The 14552-nt window shown below is 42.2% G+C and carries 12 protein-coding genes and 3 pseudogenes; 8 read left to right on the forward strand and 7 right to left on the reverse strand.

Annotated features, from left to right (window positions below; genetic code table 11):
* Positions 1–75: 75 nt before the first annotated feature.
* Positions 76–333 carry a hypothetical protein gene (locus ACM0OZ_RS26915; RefSeq protein ID WP_414585891.1) on the reverse strand — a complete coding sequence of 86 codons (258 nt, stop codon included), beginning with the start codon at positions 331–333 and terminating at the stop codon, positions 76–78.
* 450 nt (positions 334–783) lie between these two features.
* Here ACM0OZ_RS26915 and ACM0OZ_RS26920 point away from each other — a divergent pair, with 450 nt between their 5' ends.
* Positions 784–1089, forward strand: a complete 306-nt coding sequence (locus ACM0OZ_RS26920; RefSeq protein ID WP_414585892.1) for a P-II family nitrogen regulator — start codon at positions 784–786, stop codon at positions 1087–1089.
* Between the two features lie 206 nt (positions 1090–1295).
* On the opposite strand, the gene glcD is transcribed toward ACM0OZ_RS26920, so the two are convergent.
* Entirely contained in the window at positions 1296–2774 is a 1479-nt protein-coding gene (gene glcD / locus ACM0OZ_RS26925) for a glycolate oxidase subunit GlcD (protein ID WP_414585893.1), read from the reverse strand.
* 308 nt (positions 2775–3082) lie between these two features.
* Here glcD and ACM0OZ_RS26930 point away from each other — a divergent pair.
* Together ACM0OZ_RS26930 and ACM0OZ_RS26935 are read left to right on the forward strand one after the other, a co-directional pair.
* Positions 3083–3436, forward strand: a pseudogene (locus ACM0OZ_RS26930) (Uma2 family endonuclease); the annotation flags it as partial.
* A 333-nt stretch (positions 3437–3769) separates the two neighbouring features.
* Complete coding sequence (locus ACM0OZ_RS26935) at positions 3770–4075, forward strand: hypothetical protein (protein WP_414585895.1); 306 nt, start codon at positions 3770–3772, stop codon at positions 4073–4075.
* Here ACM0OZ_RS26935 and ACM0OZ_RS26940 read toward each other — a convergent pair.
* Entirely contained in the window at positions 4047–4859 is an 813-nt protein-coding gene (locus ACM0OZ_RS26940) for a GDSL-type esterase/lipase family protein (RefSeq protein WP_414585896.1), read from the reverse strand. The genes ACM0OZ_RS26935 and ACM0OZ_RS26940 overlap by 29 nt on opposite strands.
* Before the next feature lie 167 nt (positions 4860–5026).
* Entirely contained in the window at positions 5027–5983 is a 957-nt protein-coding gene (miaA, locus tag ACM0OZ_RS26945; RefSeq protein WP_414585897.1) for a tRNA (adenosine(37)-N6)-dimethylallyltransferase MiaA, read from the reverse strand.
* A gap of 211 nt (positions 5984–6194) precedes the next feature.
* Here miaA and gyrB point away from each other — a divergent pair, with 211 nt between their 5' ends.
* A complete protein-coding gene (gyrB, locus tag ACM0OZ_RS26950; RefSeq protein ID WP_414585898.1) occupies positions 6195–8132 on the forward strand; it encodes a DNA topoisomerase (ATP-hydrolyzing) subunit B in 1938 nt (645 codons plus the stop codon).
* 276 nt (positions 8133–8408) lie between these two features.
* Here the strand turns inward: gyrB and ACM0OZ_RS26955 are convergent.
* Positions 8409–9296, reverse strand: a pseudogene (locus tag ACM0OZ_RS26955) (IS200/IS605 family accessory protein TnpB-related protein); the annotation flags it as partial.
* Between the two features lie 25 nt (positions 9297–9321).
* On the opposite strand from ACM0OZ_RS26955, the pseudogene tnpA reads away from it, so the two are divergent.
* The 4 genes and pseudogenes from tnpA to rpoD all read left to right on the forward strand — a co-directional run.
* Positions 9322–9642: pseudogene (gene tnpA / locus ACM0OZ_RS26960) on the forward strand (IS200/IS605 family transposase); the annotation flags it as partial.
* Positions 9643–9841: 199 nt separating this feature from the next.
* A complete protein-coding gene (locus ACM0OZ_RS26965) occupies positions 9842–10261 on the forward strand; it encodes a dihydrofolate reductase family protein (RefSeq protein ID WP_414585899.1) in 420 nt (139 codons plus the stop codon).
* Between the two features lie 156 nt (positions 10262–10417).
* A complete protein-coding gene (locus tag ACM0OZ_RS26970; RefSeq protein ID WP_414585900.1) occupies positions 10418–11065 on the forward strand; it encodes a fasciclin domain-containing protein in 648 nt (215 codons plus the stop codon).
* A 1514-nt stretch (positions 11066–12579) separates the two neighbouring features.
* Positions 12580–13755, forward strand: a complete 1176-nt coding sequence (gene rpoD, locus ACM0OZ_RS26975; protein WP_096566664.1) for an RNA polymerase sigma factor RpoD — start codon at positions 12580–12582, stop codon at positions 13753–13755.
* A gap of 156 nt (positions 13756–13911) precedes the next feature.
* Here the strand turns inward: rpoD and ACM0OZ_RS26980 are convergent, their stop codons facing one another.
* Together ACM0OZ_RS26980 and ACM0OZ_RS26985 are read right to left on the reverse strand one after the other, a co-directional pair.
* Entirely contained in the window at positions 13912–14091 is a 180-nt protein-coding gene (locus ACM0OZ_RS26980; RefSeq protein WP_073626670.1) for a high light inducible protein, read from the reverse strand.
* Positions 14092–14169: 78 nt separating this feature from the next.
* On the reverse strand, positions 14170–14349 hold the full coding sequence (locus ACM0OZ_RS26985; protein ID WP_414585901.1) for a chlorophyll a/b-binding protein: 180 nt from the start codon (positions 14347–14349) through the stop codon (positions 14170–14172).
* Positions 14350–14552 lie beyond the last annotated feature (203 nt).

Below are 14552 nucleotides of genomic sequence, written 5' to 3' on the forward strand. Positions count from 1 at the left end.
CAGCCCCCAGTAAGGCATACCCAGGCTGAGACTGGGAACGAGTTAACGTGCGAATAAAGCTGATTCCTCCAAAGCCTAAAGGTTTTTAGCTGTTTTATCTGGTTCATCCAAAAACTTCAGTTCGCAATTCATAACTACACCGTTAGGAAGTTTCACACCCACAGTGCCAACTCTGGATGGGTATAAATCGACGATCAGCATTAAACCTAGAACTTTATGCTGTACTGGCTTGTTAGCAATGTAATACTTGGTAGCAACTTGAATATCCATCTGTCTTACTCCGATATGAGTTATCTGTTGCAGTTGCAAGTGCAACGCTGTATTACGCTGCAAATCCGAATCCTTTCGGGTTATTCAGTTTGATAATTGCATCGTAATGTCCGGATAGACGTTTTTCACCTATGTCATCTATCTCTTTAAGCTAATTGATTCACTCCCTACTGTGCATTGTAGGGGTAAAATAAGCGATCGATGCTGATAACGCTAACAGCAGTCGAACAGAAAACCAGGCAGAGTTAAGCAGCAATTATCGCTGAGTCAAGCAAAAATACTCAGTTACTACTTGACTAAGCAAAGATACTCAGGAGATAATAGTAACAGAATGTTAAGTTATTTCAGAAAACCTTAAAAAGTCTGTAATATTTTTGCAACTAGACTATTGTTTACACAGCTTTGCGGCTTTTCTAAAGCAATCCAAGTTAAACCAGATTCTTGGTAAAGCCATTGACCTGCGCGACAAAAACTTAAGCTTTAAAAGCCAAAACCTATTCTGTGGAGTTCTCCATGTCAAAGTCAGCTAGTCCCGTCGAACCCGCCGTCCTGATCACCATCATTGGTGAAACAGTGCTGAAAGACCGTATTGTCAAGCTGCTGAAAAGCCATGATGTCAGCGGCTACACCATTAATCAAGTACAGGGTGAGGGTGGGCATGGAAGACGCTTGGGAGATATGGCAGCCTACAACACCAATATTGAAATCAAGACCATTGTTTCATTAGAAGCATCTGATGCTATTTTATCGGCACTGAAAGACGAGCGGGGCGGACACGCCTTGATCGCCTATCGACACAATGTAGAAGCTTTCTTTTAACTTGTTGACAAATTTTCTAATTATTTCGCGCAAAGACGCAAAGGTACTATACTTTGCGCCTTTGCGCTTTGCTAAGGGAGTTCCAAATTAACCAAATTAAAAAATATCCAACTTTTTTTGTGGGATGGGCTTCTAGCCCGTCCTATTAACTGGGCGGGCAAGATGCCCACCCCACTTTTAGGGCGTAATTTATTTGTTGGAAATCCCTAAAATCTTTCCACTTGCTCAAACTTTTTAGCAATCTCACCCATAGCTTTTGCTGCTTCACCACAAGTACGTGGAGTTGGAAAAATTTTGCCTGGATTCGCCAAACCTTTAGGATTAAATGCTTGTCGTACCGATTGCATAGTTTCTAAATCAGCTTCTGTGAACATTTCCGGCATATAGCACTTTTTATCTGCACCTATGCCATGTTCTCCAGAAATGCTACCGCCGACTTTGACACAAAGCTTAAGAATTTCTCCTCCGACTTCTTCTACCTTTTCTAATTCACCAGGAATGGAATTATCAAACAGAATCAATGGGTGAAGATTGCCATCGCCAGCGTGAAATACGTTAGCAATGCGGTACCCATATTTCAGACTTAATGCTTCAATTTCTGCTAGTACGTAGGGTAACTGAGTGCGTGGAATAACACCATCTTGTACATAATAATCTGGACTGACATGACCTGCTGCAGCAAAAGCTGCTTTACGTCCTTTCCACACTTTTAAGCGTTGTTCTGCATCATTGGCAATTGTGATGTTTCGCGCACCGTTCTTTTTACAAATTTCCGCAATGCGCTGTTTATTTTCCGCAACTTCTACAGCTAAACCGTCGATTTCTACTAATAAGATAGCGATCGCATCACGGGGATAACAATTCGTGCAAACGACATCTTCCACAGCATTGATGCTGAGGTTATCCATAATTTCCATACCACCAGGAATAATTCCGGCGCTGATGATATCGGAAACACTTGCACCTGCTGCTTCAATGCTTGTGAAGTCTGCTAAAAGCACACAAATTGATTCTGCACTTTTGAGAATTCGCAAAGTAATTTCTGTGGCAATTCCTAGTGTCCCTTCAGAACCCACAAATACACCTGTTAAGTCATAACCAGGCATTTCAGGAATTTGTCCCCCCACATCTACAATTGAACCATCAGGAAGGACGAGTTTCAATCCCAAAACGTGGTTGGTTGTGACACCGTACTTTAAACAATGCACCCCACCAGAGTTTTCCGCGACATTCCCACCAATTGAGCAAATAATTTGGCTAGAAGGGTCGGGAGCATAGTAAAAACCAGCACCGCTCACTGTTTGTGTTACCCAACTGTTAATCACTCCTGGCTGCACAACAACTTGCTGATTTTCCAAATCAACTTTAAGTATTTGCCGCATTAAAGAAGTGACAATCAAAACGCAATTTTCGACTGGTAACGCCCCACCAGATAAACCTGTACCAGAACCGCGTGCGATGAAGGGGATGGAGTGGCGATCGCATATCTTCACTACCTCCGCGACTTGTTCTGTCGTTCTTGGCAATACTACCACAGCCGGACGCTCACGATAGCTAGTTAAACCATCGCACTCGTATGTAATGAGTTCTTCGCGGCGTTGGACTACGCCATTTTTGCCAACGACAGCCTCAAATTGCTTGATGATGGGTTTCCAGTTGCGTTGTTGTTTGTCTTGGGTAAGCATAGGTGGTTTTGTCCTAGGGAGAGATTTGCTGACTCCCGATAAAGATGCAGCTACAGTAGGTGCTAATAATTTATATATTATCTGGGTCTACTGCTACATAGAACTTATCCATAGCTGTACAAGACAACTACTTACTCTACCATGTACTGTGTTTATCATAGCTTCCCAAAGATTGCGGTTAACGGCTGTTGTTGCAACAAAAATCGGCAAGCCAGAGAAGAGTTGCATTTACAGCTTGACAGACTAATAAGCTCTCCTTCCCCAATCAACTAACCTAGATATAGCGCTCTTAAGTGGTGGATAAACTTATGGTGGAGCAAATTTTCATCAATAATGATGATTACTATGTGCCAGATGCCAACCAACTAATCACTGAAGATGAGACGCCTGTGGATAATTTTGCCTCTGCTAAACAACAACGTCTCTTAGTTGGCTCTCTTTACAGTTCTTTACAAAATCAAACTTTTCTAGCCGCAGCCAATGTTGGCATTTATTATACAGACCTTAAGCCTCCCATAGTACCCGATGTTTTCCTCAGCTTAGATGCCCAAGTCCCTGAAAATTGGTGGGAGAAGCAAAACCGTTGTTATATGGTTTGGCGTTTTGGCAAGCCTCCAGAAGTTGCAATTGAAATTGTCTCAAACAAAGAAGGCGATGAAGTGACATACTCCTACCCTGAATCAAAGATTACAGGGTAGGCTTCCAACAGCCCGATGAAGGGTTGGGTCTGAAATAGACAACAAGACCGCCTTATCCATTCATACCCAAGAAAGATTTCTCTTTGAGGCGGTGGCGAGGCGGTTTTCGTATCACATAGTTACCAAATCTAACTAATCTCAGCGACTGACCACCAAGGCGCTCGCATATTTGTCCATGCTTTATGAAGCGGAACGCTCCTCAACTCACTCGGCTTTCACCACCACACCAAATCAAAGATTATGGTCTGGGGACTCCCGCCTGCCTAGCTAGGGAAAAAACTAGGAATTTATGAACATATGCGAGTGAGTTACTACATCGTATATGACCCTACTTACCAATTAGGAGAGCAAGTGTTACGGGTTTATGAACTCAGGGGAAGGCGCTACTTTGAAACGACAGAAACTTGGCTAGAGCAAGTTGGGTTAGGTTTGACTCTTTGGCAAGGACAATTTGAAGGTAGGGAAGATGTTTGGTTACGCTGGTCTGATCAAGATCGTGTTGTTGTCCCAACTGGAGATGAGCGTGCTTCTCAAGCGGAACATCGTGCTCAAGTGCTAGCAGAAAGACTACGGGCTATAGGGATTGACCCTGACACTTTGTAAAAACGTCTTCGGTAGAAATATTTTCTGAAACGTTTGTACAGGGAGCGTTCACATATTTTTCAACAGCGTTTTTCCACTTTAAATATCCTCGACCATTTAAATGCAGTCCATCCTCTGTATAACAAATATCTAATTTATGCTCCGAATCAGATAAATGAGAATAAACGTCTATATATTGATAAGAAAACTCTTTCGCTAGATTTTTCAAATGTAAATTTAGCTGTAGTATATTATTGTTATCTTGCCAGTAACGAGTTGTCTTGTTATTAACTGGTAAGACGCTTTGAATAAATACTTCTGTATTCGGAACTTTGTTTTGAAACTCAGTCAAAATAGCAGAGTATACAAGTATTATTTGTTCTATAGTTTTAACAGCCTTACCTATACCAAGCAGATCATTAATACCTACCATTAAAAAAACTTTCTGGGGTTGCGACGCTAATATCGTGTCTAGGCGATTTAATACCAAATCTGTTGTGTCACCGCCAATACCACGGTTTTTTATATTAGGGTTTTCTAATAACTCTGACCATTGACCTTCTTCAGTCAAACTATCTCCTAAAAAAATAATGTCTAAATCCGATTTAGGCAGCAATTCAAACTGACTTTTTTTATGGAGATAGTATGGGTGGTAATATTCTTTTTCAGATTTTTTACGAGAAACTTTTTTAGATAAATATTGAAAACCACCTTTTTTAATAAGAAATAAAATACCAAGCAAACAAAATAAAATATTCAGTATTGAAGAAGTAAACAGTAATAATATTGTGGCTCTCTCGTTCATATTTTTGGTTAAATAAATACCTTACCTTTTCTTTTAGTTAGGCGATACTTCTTTCTGCTTCAATAAAAATAGCTCATGCCTCTTATGAGTCATGAGGACTTTTTTTATTTGAATTAATGTACTTTAACAGATTACTTAGATAAGATTAGCACATTTACGGAAAGCATTTATGAAAAATCTATGAATTTATGCACGTCATGCCATACTTCTTCCAATAAATTAGGATTTTCGGCATCAAACCACTTAATCTGAGGATATGCTCTAAACCAGGTGCGTTGCCGCTTGGCAAATTGCCGGGTGTGTAAAACAGTTAATTCTTTTGCTTTATCTAAAGAAATATCTCCAGCCAAATATTGTTTGATTTCTTGATATCCCAAAGTATTGAGTAAAGGTAAATCAACACCATATTTTTGGCAAAGATATTCTACCTCTGCTACCAAACCATCTGCAATCATTTTCTCTGTACGCTGTGCAATGCGATCGCCAAGATGAGCAGGATCACAATCTAAACCAATTTGCAAAATTGGATAATCCGGCGGATTCTCTCCTTGCTGCTCGGAAATTGGGCAACCAGTGACATAGAATACTTCCAATGCTCTTAAAGTCCGCACTGAGTCGTTGGGATGAATCTTTTGTGCTGCAATCAAGTCAACTTGTTGCAACATAGCGTACAATTGCCTTTGGTCAAGAGATTCGAGTTGCGATCGCAATTCCTTCTGTGGTGCAACTCTAGGAATCTTCATTCCCTGTGTTACAGAACGTATGTATAAACCAGTACCACCAACTAACAAGAGGGGGGGAGTGAGGGAGTGAGGGAGGGAGGGAGTGAGGGAAGCATTTCTCTTGTCTGCTTGTTTTGTAATAGAGGAAGCAATTAACGCTTGCGCTTGCTCTTGATAATCTGCAACCGTCATGATGTCTGTGGGGTTGCAGATATCTATTAAATAGTGCGGTACTAACTTTTGTTCAGATGCTGTAGGCTTAGCGGTGCCAATATCAAACTCGCGGTAAACTTGACGAGAATCTGCACTAAGAATTATTGAACCCAGGCGTATCGCCAAATCTAACGCCAATCCCGATTTACCTGTTGCTGTTGCGCCACAAATCACAATTAATTTAGTCATGAGTCAATAGTAAGCGTGAACACTCAACAGTCAACAGTAAACAGTGATAACTGACAACTGATCATTGATAACTGATTGGGTATATCCCCATCATAAACTTCTCTTCAGATTGCTCTACAGTCGCCATCAAGCCTTTTGTGTTAGAATTTTGGAGTGTTTTTATATTTTGCCCCTTTGGGCGAGTTTAACCCCACGTAACAGGAGAATTTTCATGACGAGCAGTTACAGTGCCGCTCAGATTCAAGTTCTGGAAGGTCTGGAACCCGTCCGCAAAAGACCGGGAATGTACATAGGTTCCACTGGTCCGCGAGGGCTCCATCATTTAGTTTACGAGGTGGTGGACAACTCGATAGATGAAGCTTTGGCGGGTTACTGCACCCATGTGGAGGTGGATCTCAACACTGATGGTTCTGTAACCGTTGTAGATGATGGTCGGGGTATTCCCACGGATATTCATCCCCAAACGGGAAAATCAGCATTGGAAACTGTGTTAACCGTACTGCATGCAGGCGGAAAATTTGGTAGCGGTGGCTACAAAGTTTCAGGGGGATTGCACGGGGTTGGTGTTTCCGTAGTCAACGCCCTGTCTGAGTGGATAGAAGTGACAGTTTGGCGAGATAAAAAGGTTCATATTCAGCGATACGAACGGGGTATTCCCGTTACAGATTTGACAGCAAAGCCCTCTAAAGAAGACCGTACTGGAACTTCTGTTACCTTCAAACCAGACTCCCAAATCTTCACGACCGTTACAGAATTTGATTACACTACTTTAGCAAGTCGCCTACGCGAATTAGCATATTTGAATGCTGGCGTCAGAATTACTTTTACTGATAACCGTCTGGAACTACTTAAAAGTGATACACCCAAGGTAGAAACCTACGAATACAAAGGTGGTATTAAAGAATATATTACCTACATGAACAGTGATAAGCAGCCATTGCATGAAGAAGTTATTTTTGTGCATGGAGAACGCAACAATGTTCAAGTGGAAGTTGCGTTGCAGTGGTGTACTGATGCTTATACAGACAATGTGTTGGGCTTTGCCAATAATATCCGTACGGTGGATGGTGGTACGCACTTAGAAGGTTTAAAGGCGGTTCTGACTCGTACCTTGAATGCGATCGCCCGCAAGCGCAACAAAATCAAAGATAATGAACCCAACCTCAGTGGCGAACACGTCCGCGAAGGTCTTACTGGGGTCATTTCTGTGAAAGTGCCAGATCCAGAGTTTGAAGGGCAAACCAAAACTAAACTTGGCAACACGGAGGTGCGGGGAATTGTGGATTCTCTGGTAGGAGAAGTTCTCACTGAGTACCTGGAATTTCGCCCAGCTGTTGCTGATGCCGTTTTAGATAAAGCCATCCAAGCCTTCAAAGCTGCAGAAGCCGCCCGTCATGCGCGGGAATTAGTGCGCCGCAAATCGGTGCTGGAATCTTCGCCATTACCTGGAAAATTGGCAGATTGCAGTTCCAGAGACCCTAAAGAGTCGGAAATTTACATCGTCGAAGGGGACTCAGCGGGTGGGAGTGCAAAACAAGGACGCGATCGCCGATTCCAGGCAATTCTCCCCCTGCGCGGTAAAATCCTGAACATCGAGAAAACTGACGACGCCAAAATCTATAAAAATACTGAAATTCAGGCGCTCATTACAGCACTCGGTTTAGGAGTTAAGGGCGAGGAGTTCGACGCATCGCAACTGCGCTATCACCGTATAGTCATTATGACTGACGCTGACGTAGATGGAGCGCACATCCGGACTCTGTTGTTAACTTTCTTCTATCGGTATCAAAGAGCGCTGATTGAGCAGGGGCATATCTACATTGCTTGTCCGCCACTCTTTAAAGTAGAGCGGGGACGGAATTATTACTATTGCTATAGCGATCGCGAACTGCAACAACGCCTCGCTGAGTTTCCCGACAACGCCAACTACACCATCCAACGCTTCAAAGGTTTGGGTGAAATGATGCCAGAACAACTCTGGACAACCACGATGAACCCAGAAACTCGTACCTTCAAGCAAGTGGAAATTGAGGACGCCGCCGAAGCTGATCGGATTTTCACGATTTTGATGGGCGATCGCGTCGCACCCCGGCGCGAATTCATTGAAACCTACGGTTCTAAACTCAACTTAACTGATTTGGATATCTAGTATAACCAGTGTAGATTCTCCTAGAAGCTGCAAAATTTTGTTGCACAGTGATTGAACATTGAAAATTTTAGGAGTACGGCTAGATAAAATGACCTAGTCGTGCTTTTTCACATTACAACCAATGCATACCATGACTCTTAGGTGAGTATTCCTTGCAGTGTCATTCCTCGGTTCAACAGAGAACGTTCGATATGCGTGAACTCAAATATTACGTAGCTTGTACTGTCGTTGACATCTCCCCTCCTTAAAAGAGAGGGGATTCTGAAAGGTTGTTGCTCAGTGGGTTAAAGCCACACTTCGCAACGTCTTTTCACGATATGATTTGTTCATCCTAGTAAACAGGTCGTACCGTTGTGGTAGTGCCAAGGCTACCCTACCCACCTTGGCTAGACTTACACCTAGCTGTGTGGCTACTTTCTTGAGGATATTAGCTGCTGCCTGAGCATCTGCTGAGATTAAAAACCCTTTTGCTGTCTTGTACAATCCACGTTCTACTCTTTGACCTGATGCTTTCCATCCTGCGGGTTTTTCACCATGCTTGTAGAGGGTATCACCATCTAAGTAGGACGCAACTGAGGTGTGCGCTTCCTCAGTAATTGTTAGAACAATTCCATATTCATTGCAAAGATGCTTTAACCTTTCTATTAATCTCCCAGTAGGAATGGGGACAAAATTCTGATTATTTACTTGACTCATATTAGAGCAATTCTTCTGCCCTTCATTCCATCCGATAACTAAGTTGCCAATCCTATCATTTAAGCAACGATTAATTATAAACCTAGCAGCTTTATTAATAGCATCTCTCATTTGGTTATTACGACGGCGTTGAATTCTATCCAGGTTGGAATCCCAGTAAAATTCTGGTTTACCTTGCTTATATTTAGCAACTAAACGGCAATAACCCTGGTTCATTGATTTTAGTTTTCTGCCATCAATGATTAGGCTCTTACCTAGAGTAGAAACACCAGTTAGCCAGTTTGTTCCACCGTGGTCAAAACTCCATGCCTGTGAATAGTCAAGATTAGGATTGTGCTTAACAGGTTCTTTCCCGTCGTCTACTACCCAATCAATCCAAAGCTCACCATAATACGGTCTAACCGTAACTTCTTTCACCCAATCAGAATCTATAAACTCTGGCAAGGGTAAAGCAATTTCAGTTGGTAACTCAACCAAATAAGTTCCAAAACGCAGAAAACCAGTATTAGTTAATGACGTAGCTAGGAGGTTGCAAGAAATTATCTTTGATGTAGTAAAAGAACATGGATGGAAACTCATTGCACTTGAAATTCAACCAGACCATGTGCATTTCTTCATTAACGCTCCCACTCACGAATCTCCTGCCGACATTGCCAGGTGGATTAAAGGTAGAGCATCTCATTACCTGAGAAAGGAATTTCCAGAACTTAAAAAACTACCTGCTCTATGGACACCAACCTACTTTGTCGCATCAACAGGTCAGGTGAGTACAGAGGTAGTTAAAAGGTATATTGAAAATCAAAAAGGGAAATAGATACACAGGGCTAAAGCCCTTTGGGTCGGGCTTCATCCCCTGGTTAAAAACATAGGGGTTCTCGCCCTCCCATATTAATTTTGATAGGTTTATTGCCCGCTCTGACGGTTCGTTTGATTTTTTTGCTACCGAAGGCGAGGATTTCGCCGATTTGGTCGAGTCCTTTCCTGAGACCTTTCCGGCTGACCTTCGTGACGCAATGGACGTCCGTGCCGGGAACAAGTGTTTTGATGTTGTTTTGATGGGACGAAGGACGTACGAGGTGGGGCTAAAGGTTGGTGTGACTAATCCTTACCCGCACATGAAGCAGTATCTCTTTTCGCGCACTATGAAAGAAAGCCCGGATGAGAATGTTGAGCTCGTCTTGGGAGATCCTGTTGCGTTGGTTAGGGAATTGAAGAAGCAAACGGGCAAAGACATCTGGCTTTGCGGCGGCGGCGACTTAGCTACGACGCTTTTTCCTGAAATCAACGAGATCATCATGAAGTTAAATCCGGTACTGCTCGGATCGGGTATTCCGCTGTTTTCCGGTGTCGTCAAGGAAACTGAGCTGGAACTCACCGATAGCAAAATCTACAGCAACGGTTTCATGTTGCTTCGTTATCGCCTGAAGCATTGACGTTGGATTTGTGTTGCCGACTGCAAGATTTTGCTAAAAAATCAACGTATTTTGGAAAGATTTTCCCATCTATGTCTTAAGGCTGAGGGACGATTTCACTCACTTTATTAAATTTTGTTAAAAGTCAAACATTTAATTTAACAATACATATTAAGCATGAAAGCGAGCAAAAGCATTTTAAGAAAAGCATTGTTTAGCGTTATGAGTGCGGGTAGTCTCCTTGCTTTGCCTGCTTGTGGTCAACCTACTGTAGAGAATACAACCGCTCCTCAGACTGCGGCAACTCCAGCAAATCTTCCTACACCTGCTCCTCCAATTGCCCAAACTCCGACTACGCCAACTACGCCAACAGCAAGCAAAAATTTGGCTCAACTAGCACAGTCAGCATCAACTCAGGGGTCTTTTACAACGTTAAGTAAAGCATTGCTTGCCGCAGACTTAACTAAACAAATGGTTGAACAAGGACCTTACACAGTCTTTGCTCCTACAGATGCTGCTTTTGCGGCTTTACCAAAAGGTACAGTAGACAATCTTCTCAAACCAGAAAACAAACAACAATTAGTCAAGCTTCTGGGCTACCATGCTATACCTGGACAAGTGACTTCCAGCCAACTGACATCCGGACAAGTCAAAACAGTTGAGGGAAGTCCTGTGACACTAAAGGTTAATACTACCACCAGTACAGTTACCGTGAACGATGCTAAAGTCATTCAGGCAGACATTCCAGCTAGTAACGGTGTCGTTCACGTAGTGGACAAGGTTATTCTACCTCCGAATTTTCCAGCAAGTCTTGGCTCTAATTAAACAAACAAGGCAGCCATTTTTTAATTAGGGTGTAGGGCTGTATGTCTTCGCTCCTTGCACCCCTACTAAAAACTTTGGCAATCTAGCTTATAAAGCTTAGATATAAAATATTCAAAGTTACTTCTTCCAATTATAAAAATTGTTTATTATTCAAATTTGAGACAATAGCTAATTTCTCAAGTTTAAAGTATATTTTTTTACATTTAATTCCTCTACTCAATCCAAAGTATATCCGTATATTGTTGTTAGCTTTATCTGACTCGCCACCGCAATATCTTGCGAAAAGCTGCTTTATGCAAGCGCTTGCCGACGATGGTTCGCTTTACCCCTGTCCAACGCCCACGCCCAACTTCATCCCATTTTCCCAACATTGCCAGCAAGCAAAAAGGGGGTGGTAGTATTAACCAAAGTTATCAGACGATGGCGATCAACTCTCAGGTGATCTTGTTAAATATGTTTCTCTAGCGCCCTGTAGCAGGCTATAGTATATTTTGCATTCGTTTTATGAAATTGGGCGTTAAGTAGGTTAATATCGATAGTCTTAACTGTCAAATCCTTTTTGGATTGATTAAAATAGCTTTGTATACAATAAGAAAAGTTTGTCAAGATTCATAAGGTGGAAATTTCAACAGTGCGCTAACGTGTGATTAAGACCGGACTGGCTAGATCGAAAAGTTGCTTAGCCATTTAGCTGATTCTGCTAAAGTCTTGACTCCTAAGTTAAGACAATTGGTAGAACAAAGTTAAGTGAGAGCAAAAAACCACCACCGTTATTCAATTTGCATTCATGGTGCCTATGCTACGCCTAATGGAAGAAAGCACAAAGCCGCCTTAAACAAGTCTTTTGTGACTAGGTTTTCGTGATATGGCGAACGGAACTCCACTCGGTAACTTGTGAAGAAAGTGTAAAAATTGGTATAAGCATTTTTCTCACTTGAAGGCAAAAGATATGCTGTTTCTAAGTAAAGATTGTTCTACGTAATACATTGAACGAGATGTCAGCAGGTGTACCTAACATTAATTGAAATGAGAATACCACTGCAATTCCAAAAAGTTTTGGAGAAAATACAAAAGGATGGGTGTCTTTTTCAATGTCTTAACTTTCGTAGAATACGCTTAAACTTGCTTAATGAGTTCATGGTTAGCACACAAAGACAGTGCAATTTCTGTGAAACAGGCTACAATCGGAACAGTCTTTACAAAAGAATCTCCCAACAGTCATATTCATTTGTATGGAGTAGTAAATTTTTTTTTAGCAGTCCGGAGTCTTTTTTAGACCAGCTAGTTAAAACGGATGTTGCTCGGCAACATAGATGGCATTGACTAAGAATAGGAATTTCCCTTCAAGGAGCCTGCCCTTACAAGGTAAAACTCCATGAAGAAGGTGTCAAAATTCCAACAAAATCTTAGGCAAAATAACCAAAAACCCTGTTTTCTGTTGGTAAATAGCTCACTTTAAGAGCGGCAAACACATCTTAAGTAATTGATTCTGCAAGGAGCATGAGGAACGCGGCATGAACCAGGCTAACAACGTACTCGAAAACATATATCAGCCTGATGAGCTAGAAATAATGAATCAGCCTGAGATTGAGTTAGAAGAACTCTTGATTGATGACGAAGAGGACTTGCTGACGGGCGATGAGGGCGAACTCGATGAATTTTTAGAGCCTCAGTCTGATGAGGACGACGCAAAGTCTGGGAAAGCCGCTAAATCGCGTCGTCGGACTCAAACTAAGAAAAAGCATTACACCGAGGATTCGATTCGTCTTTACTTACAAGAAATAGGTCGAATTCGCCTGCTTCGTGCAGACGAAGAAATTGAATTGGCACGGAAGATTGCCGACTTACTGGAATTAGAGCGAGTACGCGAAAAACTTGCACAGCAGTTAGCTCGTGAACCTAAGGACAGTGAATGGGCAGAGGCAGTACAAATACCGTTGCCACAATTTCGTTATCGGCTGCATGTTGGTCGCAGAGCGAAAGACAAGATGGTGCAATCTAACCTGCGCCTTGTAGTTTCAATTGCTAAAAAGTATATGAATCGAGGCTTGTCTTTCCAAGACTTGATTCAAGAAGGCAGTCTCGGTTTGATTCGCGCCGCTGAAAAGTTTGACCACGAAAAAGGCTACAAGTTTTCTACATACGCAACATGGTGGATTCGTCAGGCAATCACCCGTGCGATCGCTGATCAATCCCGGACTATCCGCCTTCCGGTTCACCTCTACGAAACCATTTCCCGAATTAAGAAAACGACTAAGCTGCTTTCTCAAGAAATGGGTCGCAAACCCACCGAGGAAGAAATTGCTACTCGTATGGAAATGACTATCGAGAAGCTGCGGTTTATTGCTAAATCCGCACAGCTGCCGATTTCACTTGAAACGCCTATTGGGAAAGAAGAAGACTCTCGACTGGGTGATTTTATTGAATCGGATGGCGAAACCCCAGAAGACCAAGTTTCCAAAAATCTCCTACGGGAAGACTTGGAAAAAGTCCTCGACAGTCTCAGTCCTCGCGAACGTGATGTTCTCAGACTGCGCTACGGCTTGGATGATGGTCGCATGAAGACCTTAGAAGAAATTGGACAAATTTTCAATGTGACTCGCGAACGAATTCGTCAAATTGAAGCGAAGGCACTTCGTAAGTTACGTCACCCGAATCGCAACAGCGTTCTCAAGGAGTATATCCGTTAATCATTAATTATGAGTCATTTGTTATGAGTTTTAGACAAATGACTCATCAGTGCGAAAAAGAACAAAGACACTAAAAAACCTGGAAGTCTCTAGTAGCTCCAGGTTTTTTAGTTATTCATTTATCTATTAGTGCTAGGCAATCCGTAGTCTTACAACTTACAGAATACCCCAGAAGTGTAGGAAACCCTGACCAGTAAACAGTTCAATCAAAGCGGCTGCTGAAAAGCCAATCATTGCTAAGCGACCGTTCCAATTTTCTGCTTGAGGTGTGAAACCCCAACGCCAAGCATTGCGATCTTCGATCACGGGAGAAGTAACTTTTGTTGCGTTTGTCATGGTTGGCACTCCAAAGAGAATTCCCTAAGTTTCGTTACCTTTAGTTAGTTATTTACAAGCAATCCGTAGTCTTAAAACTTACAGGATGCCCCAGTAGTGTAGGAAACCTTGACCAGAAAACACTTCAATCAGAGCGGCTGCTAAGAAGCCAATCATTGCCAAGCGACCGTTCCAAATTTCTGCTTGAGGTGTGAAACCCCAACGCCAAGCATTGCGATCTTCGATTACGGGAGCAGTAACTTTTGTTGCGTTTGTCATCGTCGGCACTCCAAGCTGAATTGTTTAAGGTCTGTTACCTTATGTAAACAAATATAACAAACTTCTTTAAGAAGTGTCATCTTTTTTATAAAATTGTTGGATTTTTTTGACTGATAGTTTATTTTCCGCTAACTAAATATCTTTAAGGTATAGCAGGCGCCAGGGCGGTTAGGACGCCAGGTGTAGAACATGCTCCATGGCAT

Origin of the sequence: Scytonema sp. PCC 10023, assembly GCF_963920835.1 — a bacterium.
Taxonomy (GTDB): Bacteria; Cyanobacteriota; Cyanobacteriia; order Cyanobacteriales; family Nostocaceae; genus Kalymmatonema.